The following is a 14,035-nucleotide window of genomic DNA, read 5'->3' on the forward strand; positions in this document are numbered from 1 at the left end:
CGTTCCTCTGGTACAATAGACGTCAGTGGATCGAGATCACGTGTATGTTCGAAGAAGGGGCAAGAATGCCGAAGAAGTGTCAGGGACAACACAAACAGAAGGAACAGCAGGAGAAGCGACCTGTGACCTCCACCTTTCTGCTGGAACTGCCCCTGGCCGTCGATGCAGGGCAAGCCGCCCGCCTGCGCGCTCATCTGGAAGCCGCTCGTCAGCTCTACAACGCCATCCTCTCCCAAGGACAACAGCGCCTGCGCCGCATGCGGTCTGACCCCGCCTGGCAAGAGGCCCGCGCCCTTCCTCGCACCCACAAAGCGGAACGAGCGGCAGCCTTCTCCGCCTTGCGCAAGGCGCATGGCTTCTCCGAAGCCGCGCTACATGAAGCCGTCAAGAGGCTGCGCGTCGGCTGGATTGCCGAGCACATCGAGGCCGTGCTCGCCCAAACCCTGGCCACTCGCGCCTATCGTGCTCTCAACCGCGTCTGCCTGGGGAAAGCGAAACGCGTGCGTTTCAAGAGCCGAGGACGTGGCCTCTCCAGCATCGAGAACAAGCGCAACGATACCAGTCTCCGCTTTGTCCTGCAGCCCGCCTCTGAAGGCAACGCCGGCTATCTGCTCTGGAACGGAGACCAGGTGCCCGCCCTCATCAATTGGAAGGATGAGGTGGTGACCCATGGCTTGAGGCACCGCATCAAGTACGCCCGCCTCATCCAACGCCCTGCCAGCAGCCCCAGAGCGGCCGGAGCCGATGCACAGGGCTCTCGCTACGTCGTGCAGCTGGCCCTGGAGGGCAAGCCTCACCACAAACCCAAGCACACGATTGGCCAGGCCATCGTTGGGGCTGACCTGGGACCCTCGGCCCTGGCGCTCGTTCCCCAGCAAGGGGAGGCGAGCTTGCAGGTGTTCTGCGCGGAACTGGCTCCTGAGGCCTGTGCCATTCGCCGTTTGCAGCGGCAGATGGATCGGCAGCGGCGAGCGGGCAATCCTGAGCACTACGACGAGAAGGGGCGCATCAAGAAGCAGGGGAAGAAGCGTCTGCCCTGGAAGAACAGCAAGCGCTACCAGGCGACCCGGCGGCGCAAGGCGACCAAAGAGCGCAAGCTGGCGGCGCACCGCAAGAGCCTGCACAGCCGCAAGGTGCACGAGGTGGTCGCGCTGGGCAGGATCATCATCCTCGAAAAGGTCTCCTACAAGGCATGGCAGAAACGTTTCGGCAAGAGCGTGGGACTGCGAGCACCAGGGATGTTTGTCGAACTCCTGAGACGCACCGTTGCAAGCACGGGCGGCACCCTGGTCGAGGTTCCCACACGCACGACGGCCCTGAGCCAATGGTGCCACGGCTGTGGCAGACGGGTCAAGAAGCCGCTTTCTCAGCGCTGGCATCACTGCGAATGCGGCGTAGGACCGGTGCAACGCGACCTGTATTCGGCCTTCCTTGCCGCCTATCTCGATCCAGCAGAACCCACTCCCTCGTGTGCCCGGTACCAAGCGTATTGGGAGGGTGCGGAGGCGCGCCTGCGGGCAGCACACGAGCGTATAGCACAACGCGCGAGAGAGGGGCAGTCCTTGCCCCGAAGCTTTGGCATCCCCAGAGCCGGAGCGCGTCTGCCCAAAAGTCCAGGGGAACCACCACAAGAGCCAGCGTTCCTGCATCAGTGGGAAGGACTGGAAGCGTGGAACGAATCCCTGGAACCCCCAGCGCTTTAGCGCGGGGAGCTTCAGGTCACCATCGTCATGAACTGTTTGATGAAGCCTTCCAGGAAGAGTTGGCTAGTCTGTACCGTCCGGCAGAGCGAGAGCGCCCACCTGTCGCTCCGGCGATGCTGGCCCTGGCGCTCATTGTGGAAGCGTACACTGGGGTTTCTGACGATGAAGTTATTGAGGCGACCGTGATGGATCGACGCTGGCAGTTGGTGCTCGATTGTCTGGATTGCGAACACGCTCCATTCGGCGACCTGGATACCGGTTTGATCCGCGCGGTGGGCATCACCCCTGCGAATACGCCAGAAGCGAGCGTCACTGAAGCGATCAGCGCAGATTTAGAGCGGCAACAGGTGACGCTGAAGGAACTCCACATCGACCGTGCCTATTTGAGTAGCCATCTGGTGCGCGAGCGCAGTAAGGAGTTGGAGGTCTATTGCAAAGCCTGGCCCGTGCGCGAGGGCAAACGCTTTCACAAACAGATGTTTACCCTCGATTGGGACCGGCAGATCATTCGGTACCCCGCCGAGCAAGAAATGCCCTTTGCACCCGGTGGGGTGGTGCATTTTCCCAAAGACGTGTGCGCTCAGTGTCCCCTAAAAGCCCAATGCACCACCAGCGCCAAAGGACGTAGCGTCAGTATTCACCCTGATGAAGCCTGGCTCATTGAATTGCGAGCGCGTCAACAGACGCCACAAGGACGTGCCCAGTTACGTGAACGGGTCGCGGTGGAACATAGCCTGGCTCATGTTGGGCGATGGCAAGGCCGACGCGCACGCTATTGCGGTGTGCGTAAGAAGCCGTTCGATTTGCGCCGCTGCGCTGTCGTTCACAATTTACATGTCCTGGCTCGTTTCCAGCAAAAAGCTGCTGAGGTTCAGGAGGCTGCGTGATTTCTCGACCGAAGCTCTAGACGTTGTCCTCCCTCTCCTCATGCTCGTACGGTCCGTGCCATAAACAAGCGGCGGGCACTGCCTTTGAGCGCTTTTTCTGTCTCTCTCAGCAACTCTTTCACTTCCTCGGCTAATTCCATCTGACTGCCTCCTCAAGCTTTGTACATTCTAGTCCATCATCTCCATTTGATGGAGCTCACATCTCTTCTTTTCCTCTCAGCGTTTTTTGCGACGCAGCCTCACTTGATGTGTTGGGGCTGGCGCAGCTTGTTCAGGATCAGATAGCCGCAAGCGATGAGTGCGCTGACCACAAAACAACTGCTCCACAAAGCGGTTGGGCCTAACTGTTCAAGGATCAGGCCGCCCAGCGCGGGAGCGAGAAGCGAAGACAGCGCGCGAATGCTGCTGTAGATTCCCTGATACGAGCCGCGCAGGAGGGGCGGAGAGAGTTCCGCGATCAGCGCCAGTGCAATCGGGTAGGAGAGAATTTCTCCAACGGTCCAGAACAGCACTCCCAGGATATAGCCAGCATACGTATGTAGCCAGATATAGAGGCCCATGCCCGTGCCCAACATCAGCGCGGCTATAGCCAGCGAAAGGTGCCGATTGACGCGCCGAAAAAGTGTGGTCAGCGGCAGGCTAACGAAAACGATCTGAACCGCGTTTACCGCCATTACCGTACCGAAAGCCAGCGTACTCATTCCATGTGCGTACATGTCAAGCGGCAGCGTAGTCGTCGATTGTACATAGACACAGTCGAATAGGAGCGCCAGCAACGCGTAGGACCAAAGCCAGGGATCGGTAAAAGCCTGACGCAGAGGGAGCTTTGTGGGCGCTTTCCTCTCCAGCTGTTTTTTGACATGCGAACGGTTACTCTGACCCGTTTCAGGTACCCCGAACCAGATCAGCAGGCTAAAGCTGCAGGTTGTGAGCGCGTCTCCCAGAAAGAGGAGGAGATAGGAGATGGGGGCAATCAGCCCGGCGATGAGCGGTCCAATCGCGTTGCCAATGTTGTTTGCCCAATAGCGCAGGGCATATGCTCGCGTATGCTCTTCTGGTGGCACCAGGTCCGCTATGGCCGCCGAGGTCACAGGGCGAAAGAGCTCATTGAAGAACTGGTAGAGGATGGCGAGCAGAATAATCAGGGGTAGCGTCTGGGCGAAGCCGAGGGCCAGCATCAGGGTAGCTGTCGCGACCAGACTGAAGAGCAGCGTTACGCGTCGTCCAATTCTATCAGCCAGTATACCCCCACAGACCCCTGCACCCAGCGAGCCAAGGCCCATCAGTGAGATGATGAGCGTCGCTGCACTGGTAGACAGATGGTGAAAAGAGACCAGATACAACGTAAAGAAAGGCATGATAAAATTGCCAGCTTTGTTGATGAAGGAGCCAGTGACCAGGAACCAGAAAGGGCGCGAGAAGCGCTGGTTCTGCAAAAAAGTGGCAAGCCGCTTTGTGGACATGTCCAAAATGGAATCCTTTCAGAGATGTGCAGCGCAGCAATCGCACTGGAGGCGAGCCCCGTTGTGATCCCACGTCTGCTCAAGTTGCTCATTGTTTGGCAAAAAACAATCGATGTGTTAAGATTTTGCCAGCAACAGAGCAGACCTACCAGCAGCAGAAGAGACAGAAAGCATGCAGAAATTGCCATGTATACAATTGCGATCATTGCGTACGACGCGGTGAATCTTTTTCAATTGGGAGTAGCTACGGAAATTTTTGGGGTTGAACGCGCTGAATTGAAGGTACCCTGGTATCGGTTGCTCATTTGTGCCACAGAACCAGGGCCAGTTCGGACTTCTACCAGCCTTCTCCTGAACGCTCCCTACCATCTAGAGCATCTTGCGGAGGCAGACACGATCATTGTGCCCAGTTCTCCTCGTTTTCGTACCACGGCCGCGCCAGACGATTTGCTGGAGGCTTTGCGCACGGCTTATCAGCGTGGCACACGTGTGATCTCATTTTGCACAGGAGCCTTCCTCCTGGCTGCCGCAGGGTTGCTGGATGGGCGCCGGGCCACGACCCACTGGGCCTGGGCTGCGGAACTGGCTGCGCGCTATCCGAAAGTCCAGGTCAATCCCCGCGTGCTCTATGTCGATGATAGCCAGGTGTTGACGGCTGCAGGAACGGCAGCGGCTATCGACCTGTCTCTCTATATTGTGCGCCAGGATTACGGAGCTGAAATTGCCGCGGCTGTCGCACGGCGGATGGTTGTGCCTCTCCATCGCGAGGGTGGACAGGCACAATATATCGAGACGCCCTTTCCCGACCTGGATGAGAACGACCCCTTTGGCGCGACCCTGGCGTGGATCGCGGCCCACCTCGACAGAGAGTTTACCATCGAGCAACTGGCAGCCCAGGCCGCAATGAGCCAGCGAACCTTCGCGCGCCGTTTCAGCGCGACTCTGGGGATGACTCCCTATCAATGGATACTTCAGCAGCGCATTGTGCTGGCTCAGCGTCTTCTGGAAACGACCAACAAGCCCGTTGAGCAGATTGCTACGTGCTGTGGTTTTCATTCAGCAGCGACGTTGCGCTTGCACTTCCAGCGTTTTCTGCGTATTTCACCACAGGCATATCGTCATACTTTTCAGCAAAAACAAGGGGAGAGGCGCATAGAGTGCGACCCTGGTGATAAAAGACATGAAAAGCGGATCTGACACACTCATAAGGTGTATGGGAGGTGAGGCGCAAATACCTGAAATTGCTTGCATGCACCATTCGCGCCGCAATCAACCACAACTTTCAGCACCATGCTTCCATAAGAAACTCAAAATAGGTTCAGGTAGAGTTAATGAAACCTGTCAGCTATCTGGGATCATTAATTATTCTTGAGTCCCTTAAAGAATGCAGCGATAATACCGGTATTGTCGAAATGAGCTTTCGTCGCTGGCTGCTATTTCGGTTGGGTGTGTGATCGATCTGCCCTAAGCATAAAATTAGGTGCCCACAATAGCGTTGTGGATTTTGACATTCTGTAAAAAGGGGCGAAAAGAGGATTCAACAGATGAACGAACCTGATGGAGAATCCTTTGGATCGGTTCTGCGTTTCTTTAGACGACGTGAATGGGGGATGACACAAGCGAAATTGGCAAAGAAGCTAGGGGTTCATGTCAATTCCGTGGGGTTGTGGGAGCGAGGAGAAGGTGTTCCTGATTCGCATGAGTATCTAGTAACCAATGGTGCTAGTACAGGAAGACAGAAATCCTTCGGCGGTTAGATGGTCAACGCCTTGCCTTGATAGATCCACTTGAAAGGTTTGGCGGTTTGATTGTAGTTGGCAATGAAAGCCAGAACATTGGCTTCCAATTCATCAACAGACACAAAAGAGCCACGTCTAAGCACTTTGCGAACGAGAATACTCAACCAGATTTCGATTTGATTGAGCCACGAACTGTGATTTGGGGTGTAATGAAAGACCACTTTATGGGAGGGATCAGAGAGGAAGGCGGCTCGGCGGGGCATCAAGGCAAGGATCCCGTATTCACCTTTTTTGCCTAATGTCTCCTGCCCAATTCCTTCCAGATGAGCGACCCAACGCACCAAGGCTTCCGATTGATGGATGTTGAGGTTATCACAGACAAAATGCCAACGGGTGACTTGTGGGTTAGTGGCGACGACAGCCTGGGCATGCGCCAGGAAATCCTCTTCAGTGCGTGTGGGTCCACAAAAAGGAGCCACCAGTTTTCCTGTCACGACATCGCGGCTCAGAATGAAGCAGCGAGTGCCATGTCGCTCGTACTCGAATTCCCGCCGTTGAATATAGCCAGGTGCCAAGGGTAATTCAGGATGTTTGCGTTCCAACGCTTGAACGCCCGCTAACTCATCGGTGCTTACGGCCCGTTCCCCCTGTTGGTGCAAAGATAGTGCGTCGTGACAGACTCGACAGATGGCTCGGATGATTTCTTCTCGCTTCGGATCTGCTGGGGGAGTCAGCCAATAACGGATCAGATGAGGTTTGAGGTCCCCTTTTTGAGCAAGCGAGAGGCGTGTCGCGGCGAGATATATTTGATAATTCCACGTTGCATCATTTCCTCGGCAATTCCTCGCCCGGTCCAGTGACTAATGGGACGTTCTTTGGGTTGCTCGCAAGCCAGGGTCATCATCTGACAGAATTGCTCCGCTGTAATTTGAGAGGGTCGCCCCGGTCGGGGAGTATCACTGAGTCGTTCGATAATGGAGAAGTCATCGAGCGTGAGCCTCTGCCAACCAATCCAACGCATGCGCCAACACCGCACTGTATCCACACTCACCCTCAGTTCTCTGGCAATCTGTCCGTTGTTTTGGCCCTGAGCGGTCAACAAGATCATGCGCCCTCGTTGGGCGATCTGCTGAGGGGTGCCGTGCCGACATACTAAAGCTTCCAATTCCACTTGCTCTCTCTCGCTCAATTCCACTACGGCAGGTTTTGGGCCTCGCATTTTTCTGTTCTCCTTGACTCTGTTAGCCCTATTCTACCATCGAGGGATTTCTGTCTTCCTGTACTAGTGGGTCAGCTAGCAATTGAGTAGCCATGCAAAAAAGCGGCGCCCGAACCGCCGAGTCGGCGAAGACGAGCCCGTTCGCGCCGTCTTCGCCGCTTGCCGTTCCAGACAAAAGGCGTTGGATTCTGATTCCATCCGTCCACTATCTGCTCTAAGGAGTCAATCACCTGTTGGGCAGTCTGGAAATGCTGACCAGAGAGGGCGCGGCGCACAAGGCCGTCCTGCTTGGACGCACAGGAGCGCTCGTGCTCGTTTCACGACATCCATTCGCTCACTCGTTGCTTTTACTATTCGGTGCAATTCCTGCTCCTCAGGCGGCGTGAAGGCTCGCCGCGGATGTTTTTGTGCGTCCCCATGCTTGTCTCCTTTCTCCAGGCAGTGGAGATCGAGGAAGACGAAATGGTCAATTCATTTGTCTTGCTCAACCTCCAGTCCTTATGCTCTGGCTCGGTGATCCTCCTTCTCTGCCGGGCACGAGGCAGGGAAGGCAAGAATCATTCCTCCTGTGTAGCCTAAAAGGAGGCCATCATGGTCAGAGGATGAACGCGCAAGGCAACCGGGACAACTACTGCCGCTTGTTGGATGGTTAATCCCATCTGTGAGAAAAATGCCTGGTATTTCTCCACCCAGGCGGGAACCTGATCGGAGGAGGGGTCATCCATGCTCACCTTCGCCTCGCCCGTCAGGATAAAGGAGTCGGCACCACGCATATCCAGATTGAAATGCAAGCCCACCTTTGGGTTCTGCTGGATCTGCTCCAGCCGATCACGATCCTCCTGCGGGGCGTAGAGAAGAAAGGTGGATTGCACCTCATCCCACAGAAACCCGAGCGGCGACGTGTGCGGCGTCCCGGTTGCATCAACGGTGATGAGCCAGATGAACAGTTCCTCGCGGAGACGACGAACGATCTTCTCGCCGGTGGGGGTGGAGGGATTGGGAGGCTGAAAAGGCATCTCGCGATGATGCGGCAGGCGTCCGCGATCTGGAGTGGAGAGATCGCGGTGTTGAGAGGACATGGGCTATTCCTTTCGCTTTGTTCTAATCAATCAATCGATGTGCTTTCTCAAACGCAGGAAGGACTGCATTAAGCATAGCCGAAAAGTGCTGTTAATGCAAGCGTTCTTGCGTTATCATCTCGGATAAGATATACTTCATTGTATGAAGACACCTCGCCCTATCGAGACGCTCGCCATGTCGGCAGTCAACAACAGAGATGCGGTGCGCCGCCGACCAGGTGGTCGCAGTGCCCGCGTGCAAGCCGCAGTCTTTGAAGCGACCTTCCAGCTTTTATTAGAGGAAGGAGGATACGAGCTGCTCAGCATGGCGACCATTGCCGAGCGCGCCGGGGTCCACGAAACCTCCCTGTACCGCCGCTGGAAAACGAAAGAACAACTGGTCCTGGATGCACTCGATCGCCGGGTTGCCCAGGAGATTCCGGCTCCGGACACCGGAGCCCTGCGCTCTGATCTGATCGCGGTGGTGCAGTCTCTCCGGCTCGTTCTACAATCGATCGTGGGACAGGCCATTTTTCAAATGGCCGTGGCAACGCTTCACCACCCTGAACTCTGTGCTCTCCGGCAGGAGCACTGGCGCCAGCGGCGCGCTCACCTTCAGATCCTCTTTGACCGTGCCATCGCGCGAGGGGAATTATCTCCACAGGTGGATTGCCAGTTGCTCTTAGAAACGCTCAGTGGCATTGTGTATATGCGCTTATTTGTGGTCAATGAAGCGGTTGATGAGACCTTCCCCGAACAGATAGTAGATCTCATGCTTTCGGGGGTGAACAAACCTTTGTCCACCGAGTAACAGCTTGTATCTTCCTTGTTGTGGGAAGGGAGTTCAGGCGGCTCTTTTCGCGGGCGTGGGCGTGCAGACAGCTTCTGGGGCGCGTCGCAAGGGTCCTTTGTCATCATTCCTGCCTCCCTGTTCGTGCTTCATTTTCCTCTCCTCATAGCCAAGCTAATTGCTAGCTGACCCACTAGGAGATGCCTTGCTCCAGGTCGGCAAAGTAGTCCATGACAAACTGGCGGAAGGCCAGGGCTGCCTGAGAGAGATAATGCTTCTCCCGCCAGGCAATGCCAAGAGTACGCTCACAGGTGGGATTCGTCAGATGAATACATGACAAGACTTGCTCATTGGCCTGTTTCTTCATCAGTGCTGGCGTGAACCCCACACCAAGTCCAGCTTTGACGAAATCATAGAGGGTTGCAGGCTCATCTATTTCGTAAGGGATGGAAAGAGTAATGCCTGCTTGTTGGCAAAATGTATCGATCAGGTCGCGCAGACCACTGCCAACCTTCTCAATCACCACGGCTTCGTGGGCTATTTCGCGCAAAGGGATGTGCTTCTGCCCGGCAAGTCGATGTGTGCTGGGAACGACCAGGAGAATTTCTTCGCTGAGCAAGGATCTCCATTGGATGCAAGGTTTGACGAGCGGAGTGGATAAGAAGCCGAAATCATAGGCACCCGTTTCGAGCCGCTGGGGTATTTCAGCAAATGGACATTGGGATAAGCGAAAGTAAATGGAAGGTGTAAGATCTGGAAGCAGTATAACAGGTCGGGAATCCAGGGGAGTGAAGCCGCAATCAACGAAACCACTCCCTGTTCGAGCCCGGCCATATCTTGAACTTTGCGCTGCCCCTCTTCCAATTCAGAGAACATGGCCTCAATGTGCTCAAGGAACGCTTTGCCGAACTGATTGAGCTGAAGAGATCTTTCTTGCCGATCAAAAAGGGGAACACCGATCTCTTTCTCCAGACGCCGAATCGTTTTACTGAGCGAAGGCTGAGCAATGCAGAGTTCCTCAGCCGCTTTCGTCATATGCTCTCTGCGTGCCACCACGCGAAAATAGCGTAATTGAAGCAGGTCCATCGGCTCTTTCCTTTCACAACGATAGCTCCGGGTCTATGGATTCATGCATAATTAGGAGGCTTGGTTAGATTTCCTGTTCAGGCCAGATTTGACGGAGAATCTGATCAACTGTTTCATCAGGTGTTTGCTCGGATGTATCAATCCAGTGACCGCCGCCCTCCATCGTCGTCCTGAGAACCTGATCGAGATAGAGAGCCCACGCTTTGCCAAGGGGACGCTTGGCACGGCTCTTGTCGCGAATCTGCGCAACCACCTCGACGCGCGGAGCCAGGACAATCAAGGAGTAAGTGGTTCCTTGTAAATGCGTCTGCACCTCAGGCCAATCTTCACCGGTGATAATATCGTCGAGCACCACGGTGAAGCCTGCCTCCAAGAACGATTTTCCAATGAGACACATGTGTTTGAGGCGCAGCCGATACTGTCGAGCTTCTTCTCCCGTGAGCGGGCCTGGTTCTTGTGCTCCCTGGCTTCCTGAGACAATCATGTGCTGCAAAATATCGGCTTCGACATGCACGCCTCGTACAAAGCGCTGGGCAAGTAAGTTTGAGACAGTCGATTTTCCGGCAGCCTGGATGCCAGTCACGACGATGATCCTCTTCTGTGTGGGGATCAGAGAGCGAGTCGTCCCGCTGACGACATCTCTCTGGGCGCGCTCTGGTTGATGGTGGTGCTGGTTTGTTGGTTCCATGTTTCTCTCTTTCAATCAATAGGAATACATGGCTGACGGAATCGATATCCCACGCCAGTGATGGTTTCGAGATAGTTAGGTTGCCTGGGATCATCCTCCAACTTGAGGCGCAGGGTATGCAGATAGACACGAATGTAATCTACATCCTCGTATACCCTCTACCCCAGACGGCATGTAATAACGAGTGATGGGAGAGCACTTTGTCCCCCTCGCGCATGAGGGTGAACAGCAAGGTGCATTCGATAGGCGTCAGACGCAGCATCTGCCCATGAACGACTATACATCGCTCTGCGCACTGTAAGCGAATCTGCTGATCCTCGCTTTCCAGCACAGAGCAAGGGCCAACTTGTCTTGAAGCATTACATGAGGACGCCAGAGACGCACGATAGCGCCTGGTATGCCCGTGCAAGCGGGCACGCAGTTCCTGTTTGCTGCAGGAAAAGAAGACATAATCGTTGGCACCGGCATCGAGCATGCTGACAATGTGCGCTTCCTCCTCAGCTTCAGAACAGATCACCAGCGGTGTGCGAGGCGTGATCTGACGAATCTGTTGGATCTCACGTGAGCAAGTTACACCCCATCCGCAGAATCGCCTCCCCTTGCTCATCCTACCGACTCAGATACTCTTTAAACCAAAGAACGTGAATCAAGAGCGTTTCATCCTGGCGTGAAAAGAGCCAGCGGTATTCTCCAGGTCGTACATCCAGGAGCACCTGGAATCACTGGCTCCCCACAATAATAAATGCATAGGACCGACTAACGTCCCGAGTTCGTCTGGGAAAGAAGCGATGATGGTTGCTTCCTGAGTCCCATCTGAGAGCGTGGCTAATCCACCATAGAGGTCGTCGATTTCGAGTGTGAGTTTGAACTTTGTGGCAGGCATAGGGTAGCATCCCACGGGATGCGCAACGAGATGGCAGAAAGGAGAGAGCGAAGAGACAGGAATCCCATGCTTCTTCGCTCTCTCCTTTCTGCACTCCATTTCATCATGATGAAATTTTGGTTCCGACCTCACTCAGTTCCGAAAGCGTGTACCCAGCTTTCGTCCAAGCTTCAACAAAAGGCGGGTAGAGCTGTAAAAGGCGCTCGAACAACTCACTATTGTTGACCTGCATCCTGTCCAGGCAGGCAATCGTTCTCACGTCGAGAGAGAGTTGACGGGGTTGGCGAACGACTCCGCTTTTTGCGTGTGTTTTGCGCCCAGCAGCACTTTTCCGTCCCCTGGGTGTACGCCCTCTCTTGTTGGCCTTTTGACTGTTGATCTGCTCCGATCTCCCCGTTTTCTGGGCATGGTCGGCCTCTTTGGGAACATCTTTCTCCCTGGTCTGCTCGGCGTAGCTGGCTATGGTGAGAGCATGCTGGCGTACAACGGTTCGTAATTCAAGGGGGCGATGAATCAGGAAAGGGATCTCCAGACCAGCAAGCCGACGAGCCGCCCATCGGAGATCCTCCACCTCACCACGTACCAGTACCCCCTCTTGCGTTTTTTCAAAATAGGCGGATGACAGGCTCAATTGGCGCTGCGCCTCCTCTACCGTGGTCTGAAGGCAGACTTCGACCTGCCATATGCTCGGAACGGAAGCCAGCGCATGCTGCACCACAGAGAGGGCAGAAAAGTCTTCTGGAAAGGGAAACGTTTCATCGAGAGGCTCGACAAGCGCAATGCGGTCCAGGCGAAAGAGGCGCTGCTCTTGTCGTAAGTGGCAGTAGCCGATGGTGTACCAGAGCCCCTCGTGATACACGACGCCGTAGGGATCAAATGTCCGCTCCGTGACATCCAAACGAGCGGAAAACGTCTCGGCACGCAATGTTGTAAATAGATCGCTTGCGATTTGACCAGCTCTCCTGAAAATGAACGCATATTGTGGCAAAAATACCATGCAATATGCTTCAAAGAGGAAAATACATGATAGTGTGAATTGGGTCCATTTTTTATATAAAGTATCTTATTCCTTCTCCTGCGCTATATTGTTCAACAACGGCGCTTCTCTCAATGGCCGGTAGAGTGTCGCAGCCAGAGCGGCAATGCCCTGGGGGAAAAACAGTACTATCACTGTCCAGACCGGGCCAATCCACTGGATCAGGACCCCAGTGATGAGCACGCCGAGCGGCTGACTGCCAAAGGTGACCAGGCGAAAGATGCTGCTGACTCGTCCGAGCATTTGATCGGGCGTGACGACCAGACGATAGTTAAGTTGGGTGGTCTCAAAAATAGGCGCGATAATAAAACTGACTGCCACTGCACCACCCAGGATCAGCGGATTTGGGGCAAGAGCAAATGCAAGCCAGGAGACAGCCCAAATCCAGGATGAACAGATCATCAAGGAGCCGAAAGAGAAACGCTTCTGCAATGGGGTTGCCAGGAAAGAACCTGCCAGACTGCCCAGACCAATGCTGGCAAAAATGGCCCCAATCACAAGTGAGGTGGCGTGCAACCCCTGGGCCAAGACGATCAGGATCAGGGCATACCCATACACAGGGGTGACGAGACAAAAAGAGAGAAGAGCCAGGAAACGCAACACTGGGGTGTTCCAGAGCCAGATTAGCCCTTCCCCGATTTCCTTCCACATCCGGCTCGGTGTCTGGACACGCTCCTCTTGAAACTTCGTCTGCATGAACAAGAGGCCCAGGACCGAGCAGACATAAGAGAGGGCATCCAGGAAGAAAGGCAGGGCACGCCCCAGACCGTAGAGAAGCCCTCCCAGCAGCGGACCAATCAGCCAGGAAATGGAACCGATCGCCTCATTCTGGGCAACGGCCGTGGGAAGGTATTCTTGCGAGACCACACGGGGGAGACAAGCAGCCTCGGCGAGCGAGAAAAAAGTAAAGAGCGTGCCCTCTATCAGTGCAACGAGACCCAGCTGAAGAAAACTCAGGCGGCCCACCCAGAGAGCCACGGGAATGCTCAAGAGAGCGAGAGCACGCCCAGTATCACAGAGCAGCATCACTTTGCGGCGGTCCCAGCGATCGATCAGCGCGCCAGCAGGCAGGCAAAGCACGGCAAAAGGGAGGCTACGCAGTGCAGCCACGATGCCTGCCTGAATTGGAGAAAACGTAAGAGCCAGGACCAACAGCGGAAAAGCCAGTTGTGAGATCTGGGTACCGATGTTGGAAAGCAATTGCCCGCTCCAAAGCAAGAGATAGTCGCGATTGTACCAGAGAGGTGCGAGGCGTGGCGGCCTTCCAGCCTTTCCAGGAACCTGCATAGGTGCAGGAGAATCATCCATCTGGAGAGGACGCGAGAACTGGTGTTCCTGTGACATACGATGTGCTCTCCTCCAATAGGAACCATGGGACTGTAGTGCTATGTAGCATAGCATGGAAAACAGCTGATCTCATTGGCCGATGAGACAGGAGAGAAGCTGAACAAAAGGACAGGAGTTTCCAATGGAGGAACATTTC

16 protein-coding genes and 3 pseudogenes are annotated in these 14,035 nt (G+C 55.1%); 6 read left to right on the top strand and 13 right to left on the bottom strand.

Annotation, left to right across the window (positions count from 1 at the left end; all coding sequences use genetic code 11):
• Positions 1 to 65 precede the first annotated feature (65 nt).
• From JMJ04_RS29430 to JMJ04_RS29435, 3 genes and pseudogenes are all read left to right on the top strand, one after another.
• Complete coding sequence (locus JMJ04_RS29430; protein WP_201373960.1) at positions 66 to 1,703, top strand: zinc ribbon domain-containing protein; 1,638 nt, start codon at positions 66 to 68, stop codon at positions 1,701 to 1,703.
• A pseudogene (locus JMJ04_RS49500) lies at positions 1,670 to 1,906 on the top strand (transposase); the annotation flags it as partial. The gene JMJ04_RS29430 and the pseudogene JMJ04_RS49500, both read left to right, overlap by 34 nt.
• A 42-nt stretch (positions 1,907 to 1,948) precedes the next feature.
• Positions 1,949 to 2,590: pseudogene (locus JMJ04_RS29435) on the top strand (transposase); the annotation flags it as partial.
• Between the two features lie 239 nt (positions 2,591 to 2,829).
• Here JMJ04_RS29435 and JMJ04_RS29440 read toward each other — a convergent pair.
• On the bottom strand, positions 2,830 to 4,053 hold the full coding sequence (locus tag JMJ04_RS29440) for an MDR family MFS transporter (RefSeq protein ID WP_201373962.1): 1,224 nt from the start codon (positions 4,051 to 4,053) through the stop codon (positions 2,830 to 2,832).
• Between the two features lie 186 nt (positions 4,054 to 4,239).
• Here JMJ04_RS29440 and JMJ04_RS29445 point away from each other — a divergent pair, with 186 nt between their 5' ends.
• Positions 4,240 to 5,250: a helix-turn-helix domain-containing protein gene (locus JMJ04_RS29445; protein WP_201373963.1), complete on the top strand. Its 1,011-nt coding sequence runs from the start codon at positions 4,240 to 4,242 to the stop codon at positions 5,248 to 5,250.
• A 347-nt stretch (positions 5,251 to 5,597) separates the two neighbouring features.
• Positions 5,598 to 5,810 carry a helix-turn-helix domain-containing protein gene (locus JMJ04_RS29450; RefSeq protein ID WP_201373964.1) on the top strand — a complete coding sequence of 71 codons (213 nt, stop codon included), beginning with the start codon at positions 5,598 to 5,600 and terminating at the stop codon, positions 5,808 to 5,810.
• Here the strand turns inward: JMJ04_RS29450 and JMJ04_RS46985 are convergent.
• The 4 genes from JMJ04_RS46985 to JMJ04_RS29465 form a co-directional block, all read right to left on the bottom strand.
• Complete coding sequence (locus JMJ04_RS46985; protein ID WP_236038479.1) at positions 5,807 to 6,394, bottom strand: transposase; 588 nt, start codon at positions 6,392 to 6,394, stop codon at positions 5,807 to 5,809. The genes JMJ04_RS29450 and JMJ04_RS46985 overlap by 4 nt on opposite strands.
• A gap of 143 nt (positions 6,395 to 6,537) precedes the next feature.
• Entirely contained in the window at positions 6,538 to 7,011 is a 474-nt protein-coding gene (locus JMJ04_RS46990; RefSeq protein ID WP_236038480.1) for a helix-turn-helix domain-containing protein, read from the bottom strand.
• A gap of 71 nt (positions 7,012 to 7,082) precedes the next feature.
• A complete protein-coding gene (locus JMJ04_RS29460; protein WP_236038481.1) occupies positions 7,083 to 7,286 on the bottom strand; it encodes a hypothetical protein in 204 nt (67 codons plus the stop codon).
• Between the two features lie 300 nt (positions 7,287 to 7,586).
• A complete protein-coding gene (locus JMJ04_RS29465) occupies positions 7,587 to 8,090 on the bottom strand; it encodes a pyridoxamine 5'-phosphate oxidase family protein (protein ID WP_201373965.1) in 504 nt (167 codons plus the stop codon).
• 142 nt (positions 8,091 to 8,232) lie between these two features.
• On the opposite strand from JMJ04_RS29465, the gene JMJ04_RS29470 reads away from it, so the two are divergent.
• Positions 8,233 to 8,880, top strand: coding sequence for a TetR/AcrR family transcriptional regulator (locus tag JMJ04_RS29470; RefSeq protein WP_201373966.1), 648 nt, complete (start codon positions 8,233 to 8,235; stop codon positions 8,878 to 8,880).
• Between the two features lie 172 nt (positions 8,881 to 9,052).
• Here JMJ04_RS29470 and JMJ04_RS29475 read toward each other — a convergent pair whose 3' ends face one another.
• From JMJ04_RS29475 to JMJ04_RS29505, 8 genes and pseudogenes are all read right to left on the bottom strand, one after another.
• Complete coding sequence (locus JMJ04_RS29475) at positions 9,053 to 9,724, bottom strand: LysR substrate-binding domain-containing protein (RefSeq protein ID WP_307811781.1); 672 nt, start codon at positions 9,722 to 9,724, stop codon at positions 9,053 to 9,055.
• 50 nt (positions 9,725 to 9,774) lie between these two features.
• A pseudogene (locus JMJ04_RS48180) lies at positions 9,775 to 9,945 on the bottom strand (LysR family transcriptional regulator); the annotation flags it as partial.
• 64 nt (positions 9,946 to 10,009) lie between these two features.
• Complete coding sequence (locus JMJ04_RS29485; protein WP_201373969.1) at positions 10,010 to 10,633, bottom strand: phosphotransferase-like protein; 624 nt, start codon at positions 10,631 to 10,633, stop codon at positions 10,010 to 10,012.
• An 11-nt stretch (positions 10,634 to 10,644) separates the two neighbouring features.
• Positions 10,645 to 10,734, bottom strand: a complete 90-nt coding sequence (locus JMJ04_RS48970; protein ID WP_307811756.1) for a hypothetical protein — start codon at positions 10,732 to 10,734, stop codon at positions 10,645 to 10,647.
• A gap of 38 nt (positions 10,735 to 10,772) precedes the next feature.
• On the bottom strand, positions 10,773 to 11,240 hold the full coding sequence (locus JMJ04_RS29490; protein ID WP_236038482.1) for a response regulator transcription factor: 468 nt from the start codon (positions 11,238 to 11,240) through the stop codon (positions 10,773 to 10,775).
• A 39-nt stretch (positions 11,241 to 11,279) separates the two neighbouring features.
• Positions 11,280 to 11,516: a hypothetical protein gene (locus JMJ04_RS29495; RefSeq protein ID WP_201373970.1), complete on the bottom strand. Its 237-nt coding sequence runs from the start codon at positions 11,514 to 11,516 to the stop codon at positions 11,280 to 11,282.
• A 103-nt stretch (positions 11,517 to 11,619) separates the two neighbouring features.
• Complete coding sequence (locus tag JMJ04_RS29500) at positions 11,620 to 12,513, bottom strand: WYL domain-containing protein (RefSeq protein ID WP_201373971.1); 894 nt, start codon at positions 12,511 to 12,513, stop codon at positions 11,620 to 11,622.
• A gap of 66 nt (positions 12,514 to 12,579) precedes the next feature.
• The gene (locus JMJ04_RS29505) at positions 12,580 to 13,896 is read right to left on the bottom strand and encodes an MFS transporter (protein WP_201373972.1); all 1,317 of its coding nucleotides are present in this window, start codon (positions 13,894 to 13,896) and stop codon (positions 12,580 to 12,582) included.
• Positions 13,897 to 14,035: the final 139 nt, after the last annotated feature.

Origin of the sequence: Ktedonobacter robiniae (assembly GCF_016587375.1) — a bacterium.
In the GTDB taxonomy this organism is placed as follows: Bacteria; Chloroflexota; Ktedonobacteria; order Ktedonobacterales; family Ktedonobacteraceae; genus Ktedonobacter; species Ktedonobacter robiniae.